Raw genomic sequence first — 18,762 nt, 5'->3', positions numbered from 1 at the left:
ATGAGCCTTTTGTGCAGTCATTCCTACCTCGAACACCGTCTCTCCCCCGCCGCTCCCGCCTACGCTTCCGGCAGGGCCGGTGCGACGGCTCTGGCCAAGACGGTCCGCAAGACGGCGAAGGCGCTGGTCGAGATCTGTCAGGTCCTGCATGGCACAGGTGCCGGTGACTGGAAGGGCAAGACGGCGGAGGCCTTCCGCGAGAAGTTCGACGACGACTTCCGGCCGCGTATGGACGATGCCCGCGACTCGTTCAACGGCGCTGCGTCCGCCCTGAAGGACTGGGCGGATTACATGGAGCGCAAGCAGAAGGCGGCCGTGCATCTGGAGTCCGAGGCAGTCGACGTCAAGAAGCGGCTGGGTGCGGCGCACGAAAAGGCAGACACGCTCAGCAAGGCCGACTCCGACGTGAAGGGCACCGATGACCACAAGGACAAGGCCACGGCGGCCAGCAAGGCAGTGAACTCCCACGAACATGAGTTGCATGAACTTCGCCGCAAGGCGCACAGGCTGGCGAAGGACTACCAGACGTATGGCGGGGAGATCGCCAGCCGGCTGAAGACGGCCATGGACATCGCCCCGAACGAGCCCGGTATGTGGGACAAGCTCGGGCACGCCATCGAGGGGCTCGGCGAGGTGCTGGCGGACCTGCCGGGCGCAGTGGCTGATGTCCTCGCCGACGTCGGCACCTGGCTGCAGGACCATGCGGACTGGATCACCGTGGCAGCCTCCGTCATCGGCGTCATTGCCATCTTCTGTCCCGTACTTGCGCCGCTGGCCATTGGACTGAGCGCCGTCGCGCTCTTCGCGCACGCGACGAAGTACGGCAAAGATGGTCTCTGGCCGCCCTTCGGCGACAATGCCTCCAACTGGCTCACGCTTGGCGGCGACGCGCTTGGCATGGTGCCCGGAGTCGGCGCGGTGGGTAAGGGAATCGGTGCTGGAGCCAAAGCGGCACGGGGGGCTGAGGGTCTTGTCGCCGGCACCAGGGTCGGCCTCAAGACGGCGGGTGCGACAGCAAAGGGACTGATGAAGGCTGCAGACCCGGTCGCCATGGTGATCGACAAGCCCGTCATGGCTGCTGCCGCCAAGCTAGGAGTCTCACGCGCCGCCGCCCTGAGCGTCACGGAGGGTGTCCAGGCCGCTGCCATGGTCGCCTGGACCGCACCGACCGCCATCAATGCCGTGAGCACCAGCCCGGGCAGGGCCGATGCTGCCACGTGGGGCACCGGCGTGGCCGACATCGCCACGGGGGCCGGTGGTGGGAAGGTGGGCGGAGTCCTGGCCATCGGCAGTGCCATCGGCCTGGGTGTCTGGGAGTTGACGAACTGATGACAGTCGACGACGTGGTGCCGATCACCGCGCCCGCATCTGCCTCTATCGAGGTACTTGCTGCGGGGCAACCCGATCTTTGGTTCGAACTGCCTCCCGGTTTCACGGAGTTCGACCTGGGCGAGGATCCGGAAGAACGCATGCTGCGGATGGTGGACGCGGTCGACCGGCTTTTCGCCGAAGTTGCGTCCGAACAGAAATTCGGCTTCGTCGTGGCCGGCGAATACGCGCTGCGGACTCTGATCGCGGCAGGGGCTGAGCATGCGTCCAGCTGCCTTCTGAGAATGCCCGATGGCAGACTGTCCCAGGGGACGCTGTGCGTGATCGTCGAAAATCCGGTGGTCGGCCCGGAGGACCAGGACAGACGGGGGGTTGCCACGCGTACGGCCATTCAGTGGCGCGAGCAGGACCCGGACGCTGAGGTCGGGCTGATCATGCTGCCGTACGGTCCTGCCGCCGTGTGTATACGCGATCAGGACCTGCGGATCCCTGGCGGAATCTTCGGCCTGAACGACTCCATCCCTACCTCGACTCGGCAGGTGCAGTTCTGCGTGCCGCTCAGGACCAGCCCTGGCTCAGCGCTCTTCACCTTTATGACCGAGGACGTCGAGCACTGGGCCGAGTATCTCGAAGTTGTCAGCGGAATCATGAAGTCGGTTTCGGCGGATGAGCCGGACATGGAGAGCCTTCAGGTGTCCGACAGTCCGGATGCCGGAGGAACGGAGGGGCAAATATGAGCAGTGCTACGGACGGCATGTCACAGGAGAGTCCTATACGGTATCGCATTCCGCTGGCGGCGGGCATCGGTTGTTATGTGCTTGCTGTGATTGTGGGGATGTTTCCCTTGTCGGACGACCTCGGCAGCGGTCTTCTGATTCTTCTGTGGATTGTGCACGGAGTACTTCTCGCTGTGCTGATCAGCAGGCTGCGAGTCAGTATCGAGACTGCTTTGGGCGCGGCACTGTTCATCGTGCTCGCCTCTGTGATGTCCGTGTATGTCGCCGGGACAGCCCGTGACGATTTCACTCTGCAGTCTCGGGGGGAGCGGGTTACTGCCACGGTTGTGAAGGAACGGCTCGACCCGCCCCAGGGGCGCCAGGCCCGACACTCCCATTACACGCTGAAGCAGCAGGACGGCACGCGGGTCCCCGGGCCCGAGATGGACACGATCTCCGACCTGTACAACGTTGGCGAGGTGCTGACGGTCATTCAGGATCCCCAGGGCAAACTCCGCCCTGAGACGCCCGGTGAGGCTGACTCCACCGGTGATCTGGTCGGCGCCGGGGCGTTTGCTCTCGCGGCGCTCGGTGCTGTCGCCTGGATGGCATGGCGGGGATCGGATACCGCGAAACGTCGGAACAAAGAAAAGAAGAAGTCGCCGTCGGGGACGCAGAAGGCGTACAAGGCTGTCTCCAGTAGCCACACGACGCAGGCCGAGCAGGAGGAGAAGCTCCGCCAGGCCCTGCGTACCTTTCCCCCAGACCGGCGCGGCTACATCAAATTGCAGCCCGAGTCGTACCCCGACGTATCGCAGCATCGGGCCGCCCGTATCGCCTGGGAGATGGGACTGCGTCCGGAGGCGGTAGGAAACCGGGGTTCGTGGCGCTTCGGAGAGACGGTGATGGAGGCAGTCCCGTACGACTGAGCCTCGATCGACCGATCGCTCACATGAGCACATGAAGGCGCGAAGCGCGTGAAAATCCTCACGGGTTGCGTGCCAGGGCTCGGAGGGCTTCGACGCGGGTGTGGACGTCGCGTGGGGGCACCGTCTGGGCGCCGGTGTCGGCGTTGGTGGTCGCTTGGGCGCTGGGTGGTGTGCGGTGGCAGGGGCGGCAGAGGCCGTCGGGGAGGGCTTGGGGGCGGCCTGGAGTGCCGCATTTGGTGCACTCCACCATCAGGCCAGGGGACGGAGCGCCGACCGCGTTCGGCGTGGGGGTGGATGACTGACGCGGTGGTGTCTTTTCCCTGAGGCGGTGGCGGACGAAGCCGAGGGGGGAGTTGATCGGTTTGGCGGGCAGTCCGGCAGCCAGCACCTGGACGATGTACGCCGGCGTCACCCCGCGCGCCAGCCACTCCATCGCGAGCCCTTCCAGCTCCTCGCAGTCTTCGGCCGAAAGAGCCAGCCGCTGCTCTACGCAGCCGAGTTGAGCCAGCGCCTGGTACGCGGGCGAAGGGTGTTCGGGATCCCGTTCCGGCTGCTGTGGTGTGACCGGCGTGGGCGCAGGCGCCAGCGGTGTGGCCCGAGCGGCGGCGGCCGGGGGTGTGGGCGTCGGTACCTTCACTGGCACGTCTGCCGGGCCCCGGTCGTGCGCTGATGTGGTGGTCTCCGGGTCCTTGGCGGCGGCGCGGTTGCCCTCGGTGGCGAGGAACGTGGTCCACCACTCGTTGTCGCGGGCGGTCCGTGACCAGAAGGTCCTGAACACCCAGCGGACCTGGTCGCCGGTTCCGGTCAGGCAGCGCACCCGGCGGAGGTGCCCGGCGACGGAGAGCTCGGTGAGGGCTGTGCTGACGGCCTGCTGTCCGTAGCGGGGGAGTTGCTTGGCAAGGGCCTTGACGGCCATTGCGGCGCCCTCGGGCAGCCGGTCGATGAACGCGGCGATGTACCGCTCCCGCTCGGGCAGCAGCAGGAAGTCGTCGGACCGGCGTGGGGTCTGGTCGGGGGCCGAACGCTTGCCGTAGCCGGCGGCTGCCATCGGGTGGGCGGGGGAGGATGCGGGGGCGCGCAGGGCGGCGCTAAAGTTTTGGGTAGCCACGAGATCGCTTCCTTCGATCTTGGGGTGAGACCCCGGCCTGGTGCGCTAACACCTCGTCGGGGTCGTTTAGTTGATCGCACCGTAAGCAGCCGCGCCGGCGCGCCGCAAGTTGGTCCGGATTAGTCGTATTTCCTCACCGTTGCGGCGGTAGGGGAGGCGGGGAGGATTTCCCAACCACCTTTATCTACCTACCCGGTAAAAGAAGAGGCTCGGATCCCGAAGCTCGTCTCTCGGCCCTCGAAGCTCGATGCTCCGAGTCGGTGCTCGAAGCTCGGCCCTCGCACCTCGGACCCCGAGCTTCGGGAATGCGAAACGCTGAGTAGCTAACCTCAGCCTCGGGGCCCTGGTCGACCGCCGGGTCGGAGGCGGCACGCCAGGGATATCGGGTAGGGCTTGGCTCTGGGTGTGAACCAGCCACCTGTGGTGGCTGGTTGTGCGTTCATATCAGGTGGGCGACGAAGGCGGCCCATGCCGTGCCGGAGATCAGGAGCGCCGCGCCACTCGGGCGCTTGCTGTCGCGTACTGGCACGAGACCGGGGAATCCGTCAGCGACCTCGACGCAGTCGCCGCCCTGGGTGTTGCTGTGGCTGGACTTGCGCCAGTCGGCGGCGCTGAGTTCGGGTGGGGAGACGCGCGTCATGACAGATGTCCTCCATCGCAGAACGGATCATGCAGGCTGAGTCCCTGGGCGACAGCGCGCGGGCCTGCAAGTGATCGAAAGCCAGTGAATACTCTGCGAGAGTTGCGGGTTGCTCGACAAGTTCGCCGGAGTGGGAGCTTTGCAGGTCGGCGACGTCTGGGCGACGGGAGAACGACAGGACGGTCAGGGAACCACCGAGGAGCGGATGTTCCTCCTCGTCGAACGGCATCACCTGTACCGTCACCTGCCCCATGTCCGTGGCTGTACGAAGAAGCTCGCCGAGTTGCTCATGCATGACGACTGCACCTCCCACCCGCCGCCGCAAAACTGCCTCGTCGAGGACGGCCCACAGGACGGGACTCTCCGGCTGGGCAAGTATCGACTGGCGTGCGAGCCGTGCGGCCAGCATTTCGCCGAGCCTGTCACCCACGCTCGGACGCGCAGCCTCCAGCAGAGACCTTGCGTACGACTCCGTCTGCAGCAGGCCAGGCACCGTATGCGCCATGTACTTCCGGATCTTGCCGGCTTGCGGCTCCAGTTCTACGTACTTCCGCACCCAGTCAGGGAACGGCGTCCGCCGGATGAGCGTCCCGAGGTCCCGTAGGTCACCATCCGCAACCAACACCTTGTTCAGTGCATCGGACACGTCCGGGGGCGGGACCTCGTTGCCCCGCTCAAACTGGGCAATCCGGCTGTGTGCGATCGGGATTCTGTCTCCCAGTGGCGGAGCTTGCGCAGCTTCGCACCGTAGAGCGCGGGGAGAGAAGTGGTCGGGTCAAGGTCCTCCGGTGCGGGCATTGTTGGTCCCCCGTTTTCTTTCCGCCACCGCGAAAATAGTTACGCTTGGTGATCGTATGCGTACCCAGTGATGCTGATTGCTATGAACGAGCAAATGCCTGCCACTGGGCAGGAGTTCACGCAACTCTTCGACTGCACCGGAAAGGCGCACACTTTGCGCGAGTAGGCGCCACTCGAACCCTGGCTGCATGGGGCTACGTCTCCGACGACGTCGCCCTCGTCGTCTCCGAGCTCGCCGCCAACGCGGTGGCGCACGGCCGCGTGCCCGGGCGGGGCTTCCTACTGCGCCTTGCTGTGGGCCCCGGGTGCCCTGCCGTCCTGCGGATCGAGGTCTCCGATGCCTGCGGGAAGCGGAGGCCACAGCCGGACCCGAGGATGCCGGAGAGCGACGCTGAGACTGGGCGGGGCCTGCTGCTCGTCCAAGCCATGGCCCTCGACTGGGGCGTTTCGGAGCGGCTCTACGGCAAGACGGTATGGGCGCGTGTACAGATGGAGGATCGGATGAGGCTGTCGTGCGGCAGCAGTGAGACGGCGAAGCTTGCCGCTGTTGATGACCGCACGGGACATGGGCCTCTGGAGATGACGGAAGCCGGAATCTGACGCTGCCACCGTCGCGGTTGCCTCTGGCAGCCCCGGGGCGTGAGGGCGGCTCTTCCCCCTGCCGCCACACCTGGTCTTGAGGATGGCGCTGCTGTGTGGTGACGGGGGTGCGGAGCCGGCGGGGTGGGGGGGTCAGCGGTTGATGGCTTGGATTTCGTCGACGGTGACGTCCTGGGTGTTGCCGAAGGCGCCGTCGGGGAGGGTGCCGCCCGCGGTTCCTGTGCCGGTCCACGTGATCTTCCACGTGATGGTGGCCTTCAGCTTGAACGGCCCGTTGTTGCCGGAGGCACGGAGGTAAGTGACACCGCAGGGCGGGGTTTTGTCGGCGTCGCCCTTGGCGTAGGGGGTGCCGATGGAGCCGTTCACGAAAGTGCACTCGCCGGATGCGGGGAAGAGTTGGGCGTCGGCGGTGCCTGGTTCGATTTTGAGCGATTGAGGCGTCGCCGTGACGGTGGATGAGATGTTGTAATTCGCCAGAGTTGCGGTCACGGAAACGGGCTTGAAGGCGGTCTTGTCGAGCCAGACCCAAGTGGGGAGGTTGACCTTCGTCGCCCCGGCCGGGGCGAGAGTGACTTTGGTGTCCGGGACGTGCACGAAACCGTAGGCGATGTGGGCTAGATCCTCAGGGGTGGCTGCGGCCTGGCTGTCCGGCACCGGGGGCGGGTCGCCCTTGTCCACCCAGAAGGGTTCCTTTGTGCAGGAATCCCATCCTGGTGGGAAGCTGCGGTTCACGTCTGACGTCCACCAGAAGCCCTTGCCGGCTTTGTCCTTGTTGAAGTCCTTGTAGGGCTTCCCTCCAGCGTATTTGTCGCGCTGTTCGGCGTCCCACTGATACCCGGTCGATTCGAGCGACCAGGTATGTTCCTCGAGTTTCTTGAACTCGGCAGGTGTGTACGTAGGCGCGTACCAGCAGGCGGGGGGCTTCCAGTTGCTCACCGGGGCCAGTGGGCCGGCTTCTGGATCCTGCGAGTTCTTGCTGGTGTCAATCTTGACCGCAGCAGTCAAGTCCTGACCGTTGGCCGTAGCCTGCTGATCGGGATCGGAATGCTGGGCGCCGCCGTCACCGTACCCGTTATCCGCCAGTGCTGGGACGGACGTAAGAACTAGCGCTCCAGCTGAAAAGGCGGCAAGGAGTAGTGCGCGGCTCCGATTCAGGGCTGGCACTTGGCACTCCCCCTCTGGGAGTACAGCTTTGTAGTGACCCACACGCCCTTGTCATTCTTGCGTAGGGCTGCGTTGTAGAGCACGTAGCTGTTCTTGGTTACCTGAGTCTTGTTAATCTTCTTTGACTTGATATCCATGTCATAACCTTTTCCTTGGTCCTGGCAATAGGAGAGCGTAGCCGTGTCGGCGCCGCTCATGGTCACAACATCTCTGTAATAGCGATAAGCACCTGTGGTCCGGGCGTTGTGCTTGACGTAGTCGCTGATGTACTCCTGAGTCGATGCAGCCATCTCTCCCTCGGTGTAGAAGCGATATGCCTTATCCAGCGGGTCTTGATTAGCGATGGCCATGTCTCGAGATTTGATGAACTCTTTCGTATCGGACAAGACGGAATCCTTGGCTGCACTGCCCGTTTTTGGCCAATCGAAGGTGTTTTTGATGTCCGACGGCAGGTGGATCGTCGGTCGGTCCACGCCGGCCGAAGCCGAAGCCGACGGACTGGGCGAGGCCGGCTTGGAGGCCCCCGTGTCGGCGCCCGCGATCTTGTCCGAGTCCGTGGACTTGCTGTCACCGCCTCCGCCGCAGGCGGTGAGGAGGAGGGCCGCTGCGGTCGCGAGTGCGGCGGCAACGGGCAAAGATCGGCGGTTCACGAGCGACTCCCGGTGGGGCGGTTGCGGACTATAGGTAATTGACGCTATCCGGACGGTACTTGGTTTCACCAGGGCGAATTGAGCAGCCCAGTCGGAACACTTGTGGTGTTTCGGGTGAATCGGTCGGGCGGGGGGTCGTGAGCGGCCAGTGAGAGCTGAGCCCTCGACCGCCGGGTCAACCGCTGATACGACCAGTGGATTCAGGCAGTCGGCCGGTACCCGTTGAGCATGCCCAGCATCTGGTCCATCTCGGCACGCCACTGGCGGTGCACGTTCATCTTGACCGGCATCGGCTGGTCCGGGAGCTGGAAGCGGAACGAGCTCCAGAGTGCGCCGCGGTTGATATCGCTGACCGAGCGCATGGCTTGGGCCGGCGGCAGTGCGTATGCGATCTCCTGGGGGCGGTTGCTCATCCGGTTCACCTGGTGGATCAGTACGGCCTGCTCGGTCACGGTGATGAAGTAGTACGTGAGGAACGCCTGGCCGATGATCCCCAGCAGGCCCACCAGCATCGGGTTCGGGCCGGCGATGGCCTGCACGGACACCAGCGGGCGGTCGCCCGGGTTGACGCTGTATATGGCAGCGCTGAGCTGTTCTTGGATGGTCGACTTTCGTATGGCCATGAGCCCTCCCCGGTAAGTGTCGAACGGTGCAGAGTATCCAGGCTGTGGTCGGCCCTCCTTCCCGGCATCGGTGATCTCGCGCCGTGCACCGGTCGCGCCGCGCACCGGTCCAGCGGAATTGTCAGTGCCCCGCGCGATACTCAGCGGTGCGGAGCCGCCTGGGCGCCGCACGGTGAAGGGAGTCGCATGGCTGAGGTGCTGCTGTTCCATCATGTGCAGGGACTGACCTCGGGGGTACTCGGCTTCGCCGAGGAACTCAGTCGAGCCGGCCACACCGTGCACGCCCCGGACCTGTACGAGGGGAACGTCTTCGACACCCTCGACGACGGCATGGCCTACGTTCATGCGACCGGCTTCGGCACGCTCATCGAGCGGGGCGTGGACGCCGTGCAGGGGCTCCCCGCTGAGCTGGTCTACGCAGGGTTCTCGCTCGGGGTGCTGCCCGCGCAGAAGCTCGCCCAGACGCGGGCAGGCGCGCAGGGCGCGTTGCTGTTCCAAGCCTGCGTCCCGGTCTCCGAGTTCGGGCCTGCCTGGCCGGAGAAGGTCCCGGTGCAGATCCACGGCATGGACGGTGACAAGAGCTTCGTGGACGAGGGTGACATCGACGCGGCCAGGGCCCTGGTCGAGTCGGTGCCGGACGCGGAGCTGTTCCTCTATCCGGGGGACCGGCACTTGTTCGCGGACAACAGCCTGCCGGATTACGACGCGGCTGCGGCGGAGTTGATGATGCGGCGGGTGCTCGGCTTTCTGGGCGCCGCGGGCTCTGCGTAACCGCACGGAGCGGACACCGCCCGACCTTGTCGGTGGGCTGTCGGCAGGCTGTCGGTGGCAGCTCCGGACAGGCTGGCCCGCGAGGTCCGGGACGTTGCGCGACAGGTCTTTCCGGGCTGCGGGTCAGGCCGCCCTCGGCGCCGTCGACGCCCGTACCGTCAGCTGGGGCGGGAGCAGGGTCGTGGACGGCACCGGTGTGCCGTCGAGCTTGCGCATCAGGAGTTGGACGGCGCGGGTGCCGACCTCTTCAGCGGGGACGGTCACCGAGGTGACCGGGATGGTGGCCTGTTCGGCGGTTTCGGATGGACAGATGGCGATGACCGAGAGGTCCTGCGGGACGCGGTGGCCCAAGGCCTGGAAGGCGTCGATCATGGGCTGGATCAGTGGCTCGTTGTGGATCACCACAGCGGTGGGGGCGGGGTGTTGGTGGACCAGGGCGGCCGCGAGATCGCGGGCGGCCGCCGGGGTAGGAGCGCACGGGTGACTGGTGGCGGTCAGGCCGTGGCGGTCGGCGGCCGCGGTGAAGCCCTCGGAGACGCGGTGGGCGAAGCCGGTCTCCCGCGCGTAGACCTCGGGCGGCGAGCCGATCAGCGCCACGGTGCGGTGGCCGAGGCCCGCCAGGTGGTCCACGCAGCTCTCGGCGGCCGCCTGGAAGTCGAGGTCGATGCAGGTCAGGCCCTGGGGGTCGGCGGGGTAGCCGACCAGGACCGCGGGACGCTGCAAAGTGCGGAGCAACGGGAGCCGCTCGTCATGCAGTTGGATGTCCATCACGATCAGCGCATCGACCAGCGCGGTGTCGGCGACCCGGCGGATCCCGTCCACGCCCTCCTCCTGGGTGAGCAGCAGGACATCGTTGTCGTACTCCCGGGCGGCCGTGACGACCGAGACGGCGAACTGCATGACGATCGGCACATGGATACCGCTGCGCAGCGGGACCACCAGCGCCAGGACATTGGAGCGGTTTCCGGCCAGGGCGCGGGCGCCCGCGTGCGGGCGGTAGCCAAGGATCTGGATACTCTCCTCGATGCGGCGGCGGGTGTCCTCGGAGATCGGGCGCTTGCCGCTCAAGGCGTACGACACCGTGCTCGGGGAGACGCCTGCGTGCTGCGCCACATCGTTGATCTTGACCATGGGTCTCCCTGGGCTTTCTTCGTTCGCAGTGTCGAACGAAGCCTAAGCCAGCGGCGCGCTTCCCGGGCGAGGCCGGTGGGTGACCGCGCAGAGCAGCAGGGCGAGGGCGGCGGCCGAGGCGGGGGCGGCGTAGCCCGTGGTGGCGCCGCCGTGTTCCACCAGCCAGCCCCCGGTGGCCGAACCGGTCGCGATACCGCCCAGGAGCGCGGTCACGGCGAGCGTCATGCCTTCGTTCAGTTGTCCTGCGGGGGTGATGCGTTGGACGAGGGTCATGCCGGTGACCATGGTCGGCGCGGTGGCCGCGCCCGCGAGCAGCAGGGTGCCGGCGACAGCGATGAGGGAGCCGGTCGCCGATGCGGCCAGCAGCGGGCCGGTCATCAGCACGGTCATCGCGGCCAGGCAGCCGAGCAGCCGTCTCCCTACGTCGGCTGCCGGGCGCGCCGATCCGTACAGCAGGCCCGCGACGCAGGACCCCGCAGCCTGGAGGGCCAGGATCGCTCCGGACGCCGAGCGGTGGCCGTGCGCGTCGGCGAAGGCGATGGTGGTGACCTCCAGAGCACCGAAGACCGCGCCGGTGGCGAGGAAGACGGCGAGCAGGGCGGGGAAACCGGGATGCCGGAAGGGAGAACGTGAGCCGGTGGAGCCGGGGATCGCAGGCGGTTCGGTGGCGCGCTGAGCGGCGAAGATCAGTACGCCGGTGACCAGCAGGAACACTCCGACCAGGGTGCCGGCCTCGGGGAAGAGCGCCGAGCAGAGAAAGGCCGCGATCACCGGGCCGAGCATGAAACAGAGCTCGTCGGCGGCCTGTTCGAAGGAGTTGGCGGTGTGCAGAACGGCCGGGTCGTTCCGGTGCAGGTGGGCCCAGCGGGCGCGGGACATGCCACCGGTGTTCGGGGTGGTGGCGGTGGCCGCGTAGGCAGCGAAGAGGGTCCAGTCGGGCGCGTTGTAGCGGACGCAGAGCAGCAGGGCGAGCGAGCCGAGCGCCGCGAGCAGGGTGGCCGGCACGGCGATACGGGCCTGGCCGTGGCGGTCGACCAGGCGGGCGGTCCACGGGCCGACGACCGCGGTGGCGGCGAGGCCGGTGGCGGTGACGGCGCCGGCCAGTGCGTACGAACCGCGGGCCCCGGCGATCATGATCACGGCGCTGACGCTGAACATGCCCATCGGGAGCCGGGCGATGAGGCTGCCCACGGTGAAGGCGCGGGCGCCAGGGGTGGCGAGCAGCCGGCGGTAGGCGTTTCCGCCGCTGATTTTCGTGGCGGCCGCGCGTTCACGGGCACCTGCCGGGGGCGCGGCGTGGGTGGTGGCCGGTATGGACTCGGTGGATTCATGCGGCATGGCCACCACCCTCGGTGCCGGGTCGTTCCGCGGTCCAACACCTGTTCAGTGGCAATTCACGCGCCTGTGATGTGAATGTGTCGCGGTCTAAAATTCGCCGGATGCCCCAGGTACCGCAAGACATCGACCCCCGCCTGCTGCGGGCCTTCGTCGCCGTGGCCGAGGATCTGCATTTCACCCGCGCCGCCGCCCGCCTCTACGTGGCCCAGCAGGCGCTGAGCCGTGATGTCCGGCGAGTGGAGCGGGAGGTGGGCGCCGAGCTGTTCTCGCGGACCACCCGGCAGGTCGCGCTGACGGCCGAGGGGCTGAGGCTGCTGCCGTACGCCCGACGGGTGCTGGCGGCGTACGACGAGCTGGCCGCGGCCCTGGACCGGGACCAGCGCCCGCTGCTGGTCGATGTGGGAGCCCCGGTCAGTACGGCCTCACGGCTGCTCGAACGGGCCCGCGGAACGGCGCCGGAGGTCGAGTTCGTGGCCCGGTTCCTCAGCGGTCTGACCGGGGCCGCGACGGAGATCGCGGCGGGACGGCTGGACGTCTCGGCCGGCCGGGTGGCGGGGCTGCCCGCCGGGCTGCTGGAGGTGCTCGACCACCGGCCGGTCCGCTTCGAGCGGGTGGCGGTGGTGCTCCCGGCCGACCACCCTCTCGCGGCTCTCGCCGAGGTCCCGCTGGACGCGCTGGCGGGGGAGACCCTCTACGCGGCGGCGGGAAACGCGGCCACCGTCGAGTGGACCGATCTGGCGCTACGGCTCTTCGCCGGCCGGGGTATCGAACTCGCCGCGCCGTTCCCGAAGATCGAGGGCCCGGAGGAGTTCAGCCGGGTGATCCGCAAACGCCGCTGGTCGGTGCTGGCGAGCACCGAGTTCATCGGGGTTTCCGGCATGGTGCTGCGGCCGATCGTGGACCCCGTACCGCTGTCGCTGGTTTCGCTGGTCTGGCGGAAGTCCCTGCGGCACCCGGGGCTCGGTGCGCTCCATGCGGCGGTCGACGAGGCGGTGGCGGAACACGGATGGCTCGAACTGCCCGCCGGGGCCTGGCTTCCTGCCGTGGACATGGCGATGTATGAGCAGATCAGGACGCTATACGGGCAAGTGTGAACAAGGCCCCGGTTGCGCCCTCGGGATGCGTTAGATTCGCGCCCCGGACGGCAGCAGGCCAGGTCCCATGGCCTGGGGGGCGTTCGTCACTGAGTGGGGACTCGGGGCGGCGGCGGCGAGCGGTCCGGTCAATCACGCGCGGATGAATCTGCCTTGGGGGATGTGCGTACACCGGTGGAAAAATGGCGAGAAGGTGCCCGATTCGGGCAGATGTACGAACCGCACGATGTGACGGTCCAACTGGACGGCGTGGGGCGGGAATTGCCGGGACCGCTGCAGCGGAGCCGGAAGGAGCCGGACCCGGTCGGCCGGCCGGGCACCTCCCGCGATCCGCAGGAGGACGGCCAGGCCGGCCTCCCCGAAGGACCGGTCTTCGTGGACGAGAGCGGTCGGCGGAGCCGGAAGTACCGACGGGTCGGCTGGGCGCTGGCCGTGGCCTGCGCGTGTTACGCGGTGATGCTGATCGCCACCGTCGTCGGGGGTAACTCCACCGCGCCCTGGCTGCTGATCCCCGGCCCCGCCGCCGACAAGAAGACGGACACCGTCAAGGAACCGGCAGACCCGAAGGCGTCCCCGACACCGGCCGATCCGGTGCCGGGAATGACAGCGCCACCCGGCCCGGTGGACGTCGTGGCTCCCACGCTGCCCAAGCCGAGGACCACCATCTCCAACGGCGTACGGGTCACCGTCCCCCCCAAGCCGGGCAAGAAGCCGGCCGTGACGGTGCCCGGCGCGCCCGCACCGGCCCTCCCGGCGCCGGGCGGCGGCAGTTCGGCGCTTCCCGCACCGGGCGGGCCCCTGCCGATCACCGGCGGCTCCACCGAGTCGTCACCGTCCCCCTCGGCCTCGCCGGATCCCGTTCCCTCGACCAGCGCCCCCGTGACCCCACCCGAGCAAACCGCTCCGCCCGAGACAGAACCGGCCCCGCAGAAGGCGCACCGTAGAAAATGAGAAACCGCCGGCGCAGTCTTCCCATGCGCTACCTCCTGCCGCTGCTCCTTCTCGTCGCGCTCTTCGGCATGCTGATGGTGCGCGGATACGTGCACAGCGAGATCCTGGCCGACCAACGGATCAGGCCCCCGGCCGCCACCGATCAGGTCCCCGCAGCCATCCTCGACGGCGGTCCCGTCATCGACGCCCGGGCCAAGGGCAACCCCAGCAGCCTGCGGATCCCCGACCACACCATCGTCCTCACCTTCGACGACGGCCCCGACCCGAAGTGGACCCCGAAGGTCCTCGACCAGCTGAAGAAGTACCACGTCCACGCCGTCTTCTTCGTCACCGGCACCATGACCTCGCGCTATCCGGCGCTGGTCAAGCGCATGGTCGACGAGGGCCACGAGGTCGGCGTGCACACCTTCAACCACCCCGACCTGTCGTACCAGTCGAGGAGCCGCATCGACTGGGAGATCTCGCAGACGCAGCTCGCCATCGCGGGCGCGGCCGGGATCCGTTCCTCGCTGTTCCGGCCGCCCTACTCCTCGTTCGCCGACGCGCTCGACAACACCAACTGGCCGGTGGTGAAGTACGTCGGCAGCCGGGGCTACATCACCGTGCTCGACTCCATCGACAGCGAGGACTGGCAGCGGCCCGGCATCCCCACCATCCTGCGCAACGCCACGCCGAAGGCGGGTAAGGGCGCGATCGTGCTGATGCACGACTCCGGCGGGGACCGGTCCCAGACGGTGGCCTCCCTGGGCCGCTACCTGCCCGAACTGCAGCACAAGGGCTACCGGTTCGCCAGCCTGACCGACGCACTGGGCGCGCCGTCCGCGCAGACCCCGGTGAGCGGTCCGGCGCTGTGGAAGGGCCGGGCCTTCGTCTTCGCGGTGGGGGTCTCCGACGATGTGACCGACGCGCTGATCGTCGGGCTCGCCGTCATCGGTGTCCTCGTCTTCACCCGCTTCGGGCTGATGCTGGTCCTGTCGTTCGTACACGCCCGCAAGGTCCGCAGACCCGGCTTCCGGTGGGGACCGCCGGTCACCGAGCCGGTCTCGGTGCTTGTCCCCGCCTACAACGAACGCGAATGCATCGCCAACACGGTCCGTTCCCTGCGCGGAAGCGATCACCCGGTCGAGGTGATCGTCATCGACGACGGTTCCTCGGACGGCACCGCCGACATCGTCGAAGCGATGCGGCTGCCCAACGTCCGGGTGGTGCGCCAGCGCAACTCCGGCAAACCGGCCGCCCTCAACAACGGCATCGCGCACGCCCGGCACGACCTGGTGGTGATGATGGACGGCGACACCGTCTTCGAGCCCTGCACGGTGCGTGAGCTGGTGCAGCCCTTCGGGGACGAGCGGGTCGGCGCGGTCGCCGGAAACGCCAAGGTGGGCAACAAGGACAGCCTGATCGGCGCCTGGCAGCACATCGAGTACGTCATGGGCTTCAACCTGGACCGCCGGATGTACGACGTGCTGCGCTGCATGCCCACCATCCCAGGCGCCGTCGGCGCGTTCCGCCGCAGCGCGCTGGACCGGGTCGGCGGGATGAGCGAGGACACCCTCGCCGAGGACACCGACATCACCATGGCGCTGCTCCGCGACGGCTGGCAGGTGGTGTACGCGGAGAACGCCCGGGCCTGGACCGAAGCCCCGGAAAGCGTGCAGCAGTTGTGGTCGCAGCGCTACCGCTGGTCCTACGGCACGATGCAGGCGATCTGGAAGCACCGCCGCGCGGTGGTGGAGCGCGGTCCGTCCGGCCGCTTCGGCCGGGTCGGGCTGCCCTTCGTCTCGCTGTTCATGGTGGTGGCCCCGCTGCTGGCGCCGCTCATCGACATCTTCCTGCTGTACGGGGTGGTGTTCGGCCCCACCGGCAAGACCATCGGCGCCTGGTTCGGGGTCCTCGCCGTACAGGCCGTATGCGCCGGGTACGCCTTCCGGCTCGACCGGGAGCCCATGCGGTACCTGATCTCGCTGCCGCTGCAGCAGGTCCTCTACCGGCAGCTGATGTACGTGGTGCTGCTGCAGTCCTGGATCACCGCTCTCACCGGGGGCCGGCTGCGCTGGCAGAAACTCCGGCGCACCGGTGCCGTCGAGGAGCCGGGTGCTGTGCCGGGATCCCGCCGCACCCATGACAACCGCCGCACCCCTGACGACCGCCACACCCCTGACGACCGCCGAACCCCTGACGACCGGAGGCCCGTCGCATGACCGCCACGACGCATGCCGCGGAGCGGGCCGTTCCGGGTCCGGCCCGGAAAGGGGCGCCCGGCCGGGACCGTTACCTCGATCTGCTGCGTACCACCGCCCTGGTCAGGGTGGTGTTCTACCACCTGTTCGGCTGGGCCTGGCTGTCGGTGGTCTTCCCCTCGATGGGGGTGATGTTCGCCCTGGCGGGTTCGCTGATGGCCCGCTCGCTGAGCCGACCCGCTCTCGGTGTCATCCGCGGACGCGTCCGCAGGCTGCTGCCGCCGATGTGGGTGTTCGGCGGGCTGATGGTCGCCCTGATGGTCTACGCGGGATGGCGGCCCTCGGTCACCAAGGTGCTGCTCTATCTGGTGCCGGTCGGTGCCCCGCCGTACCCGGACTCGCTCGGGTCGGCCTCCGGACTGCTGGAGCAGAGCTGGCCGGACCAGGCGGTGGGACCGCTCTGGTACCTGCGCGCGTATCTCTGGTTCGTCCTGCTCTCCCCGTTGCTGCTCAGGGCCTTCCGCAGGCTGCCCTGGCCGACGCTGCTGGCGCCGCTGGCGCTGACCGCGGTCGTCGGTACCGGCCTGGTGACGGTCCCCGGCGAACCGGGCCTCGCGCTCACCGACTTCGCGGTCTACGGCTCCTGCTGGATGCTGGGCTTCGCCCATCAGGACGGCGTGCTCCAGAAGGTCCCCCGCTACCTGCTGGTGTCCTGTGCGACACCCGTGATGGCCTTCGGCCTCTGGTGGGCGCACGGGCATCTCGGCCCGGACGGCTGGGACCTCAACGACATCCCGCTCGCCCAGGCCACCTGGTCCCTGGGGGCCTGCGCGCTGCTCCTCGCGTACTCCCCTTCCTGGCAGCAACTACCGGGAAGGTTCGCCAGGTTCGACCGACTGATCACCCTGTCCAACAACCGGGCGGTGACCATCTACCTCTGGCACAACGCCCTCATCATGGCGACCGTGCCGCTGATCGACGCGCTGTACAACGTGCCGTTCATCGAGAACCGCTTCGACAGCCTGCTGACCGCGACCTACAACGTGTGGATGTTCCTGGTGGTCTGGCCGCTGATCGGGCTGGTGGTGCTGGCCGTGGGATGGATCGAGGACCTGGCGGCCGGGCGTAGGCCCCGCCTCTGGCCGGACCGGGCCAGGCCGGTCCACCGCCACGGGGGCTGACCGCTGCGCGCCCCGCCGGTACGCCCTCACCTCGGGGCGTCCGGCCGGGTGAGCGCAAGGTTGCGCGCCGGTCACCTCGGGCCACGGCGCTGAAACCCGGCGTCCCTACGGTCGGGGTCATCGGACAAGACCCCTGTGGAGGCGCGTGATGAATGGCCGCTGGATCGAGCAGTGGGACCCGGAGGACGAGACGTTCTGGGAGCGGACCGGGAAACGCACCGCGCACCGCAACCTGCTGCTCTCGGTGCTCTCCGAACACATCGGGTTCTCCATCTGGAGCTTGTGGTCGGTACTCGTCCTCTTCATGGGGCCGCAGTACGGAATCGACCCGGCCGGGAAGTTCTTCCTGATCTCGATGGCCACGCTGGTCGGCGCTGTGGCCCGGGTCCCGTACACCTTCGCCGTCGCACGGTTCGGCGGACGCAACTGGACGGTCATCAGCGCCGGACTGCTGCTGGTACCGACCGTGGCGGCCTACGCAGTGATGAAGCCGGGCACCTCCTACACCACGTTCCTGCTGGTCGCGGCGCTCACCGGGGTCGGCGGCGGGAACTTCGCCTCGTCCATGACGAACATCAACTCCTTCTTCCCGCTGCACAGGAAGGGCTGGGCCCTCGGGCTCAACGCGGGCGGCGGAAACGTCGGGGTGCCGGTCGTGCAGCTGATCGGTCTGCTCGTCATCGGCACGGCGGGGGCCGGACACCCGCGCGTCCTGATCGGTGTCTACCTGCCGCTGATCGTCCTCGCCGCCACCTGTGCCGCACTGCGGATGGACAACCTGGCACCGGTGCGCAACGACACGGGCGCGGCCCGGGAGGCGGCCCGCGATCCGCACACCTGGATCATGTCGTTCCTCTACGTCGGCACCTTCGGCTCCTTCATCGGCTACAGCTTCGCCTTCGGCCTGGTGCTGCAGACCCAGTTCGGCCGGACTCCGCTGCAGGCCGCGTCCATCACGTTCCTCGGACCGCTGCTCGGCTCGCTGATCCGCCCGGTCGGCGGCCGGCTCGCCGACCTGCACGGCGGCGCCCGCATCACCCTGTGGAACTTCGCCGCGATGGCGGTGGCGACCGGGGTGGTGCTGTTCGCCTCGGTGCAGAAATCACTGCCCGTCTTCCTCGTCGGCTTCATCGCCCTGTTCGTACTGAGCGGGCTCGGCAACGGCTCCACGTACAAGATGATTCCGGGCATCTTCCAGAACAAGGCGCTGGCCGGCGGCATGACCGGCGAGGCAGCGGCGGCGTACGGGCGCCGGCTGTCCGGCGCGTCCATGGGGCTGATCGGCGCGGTCGGAGCGCTCGGCGGGCTGGCCATCAATCTCGCCTTTCGCCAGTCCTTCCAGACCGCCGGCACCGGCACGGCGGCCTTCGTGGCCTTCCTCGCCTTCTACGCGGTGTGTTTCGCCGTGACCTGGGCGGTATACCTTCGCCGTACGGCGCCCGTAGAGTCGGTGAAGGCACAGCTCAGCTACGCGAAGGTCTGACCGGGGCCGGCGCGGGGCAGCCGTAACACCCGGGAAATCCCGTTGAACCGAACCCGTCACGCGTCCTTGGCAGGCT

Annotated in this window: 18 protein-coding genes; 10 read left to right on the top strand and 8 right to left on the bottom strand. The window is 68.0% G+C overall.

Features of this window, described 5'->3' with window-relative positions:
- From AB0M87_RS07495 to AB0M87_RS07485, 3 genes are read left to right on the top strand one after another with little or no spacing between them, the layout of a single operon-like run.
- A complete protein-coding gene (locus AB0M87_RS07495) occupies positions 1-1,329 on the top strand; it encodes a putative T7SS-secreted protein (protein ID WP_365850888.1) in 1,329 nt (442 codons plus the stop codon).
- On the top strand, positions 1,329-2,066 hold the full coding sequence (locus tag AB0M87_RS07490; protein ID WP_365850887.1) for a hypothetical protein: 738 nt from the start codon (positions 1,329-1,331) through the stop codon (positions 2,064-2,066). Before AB0M87_RS07495 ends, AB0M87_RS07490 begins: the two co-directional genes overlap by 1 nt.
- The gene (locus AB0M87_RS07485; RefSeq protein ID WP_365850885.1) at positions 2,063-2,974 is read left to right on the top strand and encodes a hypothetical protein; all 912 of its coding nucleotides are present in this window, start codon (positions 2,063-2,065) and stop codon (positions 2,972-2,974) included. The genes AB0M87_RS07490 and AB0M87_RS07485 overlap by 4 nt, the downstream gene beginning before the upstream one ends.
- 58 nt (positions 2,975-3,032) lie before the next feature.
- On the opposite strand, the gene AB0M87_RS07480 is transcribed toward AB0M87_RS07485, so the two are convergent.
- From AB0M87_RS07480 to AB0M87_RS07470, 3 genes are all read right to left on the bottom strand, one after another.
- The gene (locus AB0M87_RS07480; protein ID WP_365850883.1) at positions 3,033-4,022 is read right to left on the bottom strand and encodes a MarR family transcriptional regulator; all 990 of its coding nucleotides are present in this window, start codon (positions 4,020-4,022) and stop codon (positions 3,033-3,035) included.
- A 499-nt stretch (positions 4,023-4,521) separates the two neighbouring features.
- Positions 4,522-4,722 (bottom strand): DUF397 domain-containing protein, encoded by a 201-nt coding sequence (locus AB0M87_RS07475; RefSeq protein WP_365850882.1) that lies wholly within the window; start codon positions 4,720-4,722, stop codon positions 4,522-4,524.
- Positions 4,628-5,227, bottom strand: coding sequence for a DUF5753 domain-containing protein (locus AB0M87_RS07470; protein WP_365850990.1), 600 nt, complete (start codon positions 5,225-5,227; stop codon positions 4,628-4,630). The genes AB0M87_RS07475 and AB0M87_RS07470 overlap by 95 nt, the downstream gene beginning before the upstream one ends.
- Before the next feature lie 341 nt (positions 5,228-5,568).
- On the opposite strand from AB0M87_RS07470, the gene AB0M87_RS07465 reads away from it, so the two are divergent.
- On the top strand, positions 5,569-6,120 hold the full coding sequence (locus AB0M87_RS07465; RefSeq protein ID WP_365850988.1) for an ATP-binding protein: 552 nt from the start codon (positions 5,569-5,571) through the stop codon (positions 6,118-6,120).
- A gap of 132 nt (positions 6,121-6,252) precedes the next feature.
- On the opposite strand, the gene AB0M87_RS07460 is transcribed toward AB0M87_RS07465, so the two are convergent.
- The 3 genes from AB0M87_RS07460 to AB0M87_RS07450 form a co-directional block, all read right to left on the bottom strand.
- On the bottom strand, positions 6,253-7,284 hold the full coding sequence (locus AB0M87_RS07460) for a hypothetical protein (protein ID WP_365850880.1): 1,032 nt from the start codon (positions 7,282-7,284) through the stop codon (positions 6,253-6,255).
- On the bottom strand, positions 7,272-7,934 hold the full coding sequence (locus tag AB0M87_RS07455; protein ID WP_365850878.1) for a hypothetical protein: 663 nt from the start codon (positions 7,932-7,934) through the stop codon (positions 7,272-7,274). Before AB0M87_RS07455 ends, AB0M87_RS07460 begins: the two co-directional genes overlap by 13 nt.
- Positions 7,935-8,134: 200 nt before the next feature.
- Positions 8,135-8,557, bottom strand: coding sequence for a hypothetical protein (locus AB0M87_RS07450; protein WP_365850876.1), 423 nt, complete (start codon positions 8,555-8,557; stop codon positions 8,135-8,137).
- A 186-nt stretch (positions 8,558-8,743) separates the two neighbouring features.
- Between AB0M87_RS07450 and AB0M87_RS07445 the strand changes: the two genes are divergently transcribed.
- Positions 8,744-9,328 carry a dienelactone hydrolase family protein gene (locus AB0M87_RS07445; RefSeq protein WP_365850874.1) on the top strand — a complete coding sequence of 195 codons (585 nt, stop codon included), beginning with the start codon at positions 8,744-8,746 and terminating at the stop codon, positions 9,326-9,328.
- A 123-nt stretch (positions 9,329-9,451) separates the two neighbouring features.
- Here AB0M87_RS07445 and AB0M87_RS07440 read toward each other — a convergent pair whose 3' ends face one another.
- Together AB0M87_RS07440 and AB0M87_RS07435 are read right to left on the bottom strand one after the other, a co-directional pair.
- Positions 9,452-10,459 carry a LacI family DNA-binding transcriptional regulator gene (locus AB0M87_RS07440; protein WP_365850872.1) on the bottom strand — a complete coding sequence of 336 codons (1,008 nt, stop codon included), beginning with the start codon at positions 10,457-10,459 and terminating at the stop codon, positions 9,452-9,454.
- 42 nt (positions 10,460-10,501) lie between these two features.
- Entirely contained in the window at positions 10,502-11,797 is a 1,296-nt protein-coding gene (locus AB0M87_RS07435) for an MFS transporter (protein ID WP_365850870.1), read from the bottom strand.
- 101 nt (positions 11,798-11,898) lie between these two features.
- On the opposite strand from AB0M87_RS07435, the gene AB0M87_RS07430 reads away from it, so the two are divergent.
- From AB0M87_RS07430 to AB0M87_RS07410, 5 genes are all read left to right on the top strand, one after another.
- Positions 11,899-12,891 (top strand): LysR family transcriptional regulator, encoded by a 993-nt coding sequence (locus AB0M87_RS07430; RefSeq protein WP_365850868.1) that lies wholly within the window; start codon positions 11,899-11,901, stop codon positions 12,889-12,891.
- A 210-nt stretch (positions 12,892-13,101) separates the two neighbouring features.
- Complete coding sequence (locus AB0M87_RS07425; RefSeq protein WP_365850866.1) at positions 13,102-13,842, top strand: hypothetical protein; 741 nt, start codon at positions 13,102-13,104, stop codon at positions 13,840-13,842.
- 23 nt (positions 13,843-13,865) lie between these two features.
- On the top strand, positions 13,866-16,043 hold the full coding sequence (locus AB0M87_RS07420) for a bifunctional polysaccharide deacetylase/glycosyltransferase family 2 protein (protein WP_365850864.1): 2,178 nt from the start codon (positions 13,866-13,868) through the stop codon (positions 16,041-16,043).
- Complete coding sequence (locus AB0M87_RS07415) at positions 16,040-17,203, top strand: acyltransferase (RefSeq protein ID WP_365850862.1); 1,164 nt, start codon at positions 16,040-16,042, stop codon at positions 17,201-17,203. Before AB0M87_RS07420 ends, AB0M87_RS07415 begins: the two co-directional genes overlap by 4 nt.
- Before the next feature lie 148 nt (positions 17,204-17,351).
- On the top strand, positions 17,352-18,686 hold the full coding sequence (locus tag AB0M87_RS07410; RefSeq protein ID WP_365850860.1) for a nitrate/nitrite transporter: 1,335 nt from the start codon (positions 17,352-17,354) through the stop codon (positions 18,684-18,686).
- Positions 18,687-18,762 lie beyond the last annotated feature (76 nt).

It is taken from the genome of Streptomyces sp. NPDC051320 (assembly GCF_040682175.1).
Taxonomy (GTDB): Bacteria; Actinomycetota; Actinomycetes; order Streptomycetales; family Streptomycetaceae; genus Streptomyces.
Note: the sequence above shows the minus strand (reverse complement) of the source record. Positions and strands in the feature narration are given on the sequence as shown.

What these genes read in the sequence shown, in the direction of transcription:
- AB0M87_RS07435 (WP_365850870.1), bottom strand. Translation starts at nt 11,797, where the DNA reads ATGCCGCATGAATCCACCGAGTCCATACCGGCCACCACCCACGCCGCG.
- AB0M87_RS07410 (WP_365850860.1), top strand. Translation starts at nt 17,352, where the DNA reads ATGAATGGCCGCTGGATCGAGCAGTGGGACCCGGAGGACGAGACGTTC.
- AB0M87_RS07445 (WP_365850874.1), top strand. Translation starts at nt 8,744, where the DNA reads ATGGCTGAGGTGCTGCTGTTCCATCATGTGCAGGGACTGACCTCGGGG.
- AB0M87_RS07490 (WP_365850887.1), top strand. Translation starts at nt 1,329, where the DNA reads ATGACAGTCGACGACGTGGTGCCGATCACCGCGCCCGCATCTGCCTCT.
- AB0M87_RS07495 (WP_365850888.1), top strand. Translation starts at nt 1, where the DNA reads ATGAGCCTTTTGTGCAGTCATTCCTACCTCGAACACCGTCTCTCCCCC.
- AB0M87_RS07425 (WP_365850866.1), top strand. Translation starts at nt 13,102, where the DNA reads ATGTACGAACCGCACGATGTGACGGTCCAACTGGACGGCGTGGGGCGG.
- AB0M87_RS07475 (WP_365850882.1), bottom strand. Translation starts at nt 4,722, where the DNA reads ATGACGCGCGTCTCCCCACCCGAACTCAGCGCCGCCGACTGGCGCAAG.
- AB0M87_RS07440 (WP_365850872.1), bottom strand. Translation starts at nt 10,459, where the DNA reads ATGGTCAAGATCAACGATGTGGCGCAGCACGCAGGCGTCTCCCCGAGC.
- AB0M87_RS07420 (WP_365850864.1), top strand. Translation starts at nt 13,866, where the DNA reads ATGCGCTACCTCCTGCCGCTGCTCCTTCTCGTCGCGCTCTTCGGCATG.
- AB0M87_RS07430 (WP_365850868.1), top strand. Translation starts at nt 11,899, where the DNA reads ATGCCCCAGGTACCGCAAGACATCGACCCCCGCCTGCTGCGGGCCTTC.
- AB0M87_RS07470 (WP_365850990.1), bottom strand. Translation starts at nt 5,227, where the DNA reads ATGGCGCATACGGTGCCTGGCCTGCTGCAGACGGAGTCGTACGCAAGG.
- AB0M87_RS07480 (WP_365850883.1), bottom strand. Translation starts at nt 4,022, where the DNA reads ATGGCAGCCGCCGGCTACGGCAAGCGTTCGGCCCCCGACCAGACCCCA.
- AB0M87_RS07415 (WP_365850862.1), top strand. Translation starts at nt 16,040, where the DNA reads ATGACCGCCACGACGCATGCCGCGGAGCGGGCCGTTCCGGGTCCGGCC.
- AB0M87_RS07485 (WP_365850885.1), top strand. Translation starts at nt 2,063, where the DNA reads ATGAGCAGTGCTACGGACGGCATGTCACAGGAGAGTCCTATACGGTAT.
- AB0M87_RS07450 (WP_365850876.1), bottom strand. Translation starts at nt 8,557, where the DNA reads ATGGCCATACGAAAGTCGACCATCCAAGAACAGCTCAGCGCTGCCATA.